This is a genomic window from Lysinibacillus sp. GbtcB16, assembly GCF_019091145.1.
GTDB lineage: Bacteria > Bacillota > Bacilli > Bacillales_A > Planococcaceae > Lysinibacillus > Lysinibacillus fusiformis.
Genome location: NZ_JAGXJV010000073.1, coordinates 1 through 843 on the forward strand (window position 1 = coordinate 1; position 843 = coordinate 843).

1 protein-coding gene and 1 pseudogene are annotated in these 843 nt (G+C 29.8%); both read right to left on the reverse strand.

Annotated elements, in window-relative coordinates; all coding sequences use genetic code 11:
* On the reverse strand, window positions 1-328 hold a 328-nt coding region (locus tag KVT27_RS23325; RefSeq protein WP_305799934.1), incomplete at its 3' end, for a type ISP restriction/modification enzyme.
* A gap of 57 nt (window positions 329-385) precedes the next feature.
* Window positions 386-843, reverse strand: a pseudogene (locus tag KVT27_RS23330) (hypothetical protein); the annotation flags it as partial.

Below are 843 nucleotides of genomic sequence, written 5' to 3' on the forward strand. Positions count from 1 at the left end.
AGGTCTGTGCCCCCGCATCAAATATATTTCCATCAGGTATTAAATCAGTAACTAACACACTAAATTCTCGACGATTTCCTGAACCTGGAGTCATTATATACATATTATCTATTTTTTGTTGATTACTAAACTTGCCAGGATAAGAAATAAGATTTTTATCATAATAAATATGTTTTTTAGTAAAGGGCCTATATAAGGCCTCCACTACTTTTGATTCATCAAACTCAATGCATATGTCATTTTTCAGTTTACGTTTAAGTTCTCTACTCCATTGTATCTTTGTTTCATCTATAACTATATTTTCCTCATTTACATAATTATTTTTCAATTTATTTCTGACTTTTTTATATTCTTTGTTAGGTGTCTGGATATTTTTTATGTGATTTTATTTTGTCAAACCATATTCCCACTTATCACGCTTGGAAGTTATTCCCATTTGACGAAAATCATAAATTCCTGCATTTTTTTCATAAAGTGACCTAAATTTATCAAAATTAGAATTTCGTTGATGAATCCAATCATTATGAGAATCCGGTAATATTTGTTCAAACGTAACTGACATAATACCTTCCCATTTCTGAATAATATCAATTTTTTGTTTTCTGTTAAGGTTTTTCCCAATATCATGATAATAAATATTATGATTATTTGAACCATCTTTTATCAAAAGTATTATTGCAACCCCAGTCATTATATCAAAAACATTTCCTCCCTCTTCTTTAGCTAGGGTCCCAGTTTTACCACGCACTCCACCCCGTAAGTTTATTATATAAATATAGTTAAATTCATCATTAAGCGACTTACGTAGTCCATCCATTGCAACTTTATCGATATAGGAGTTTG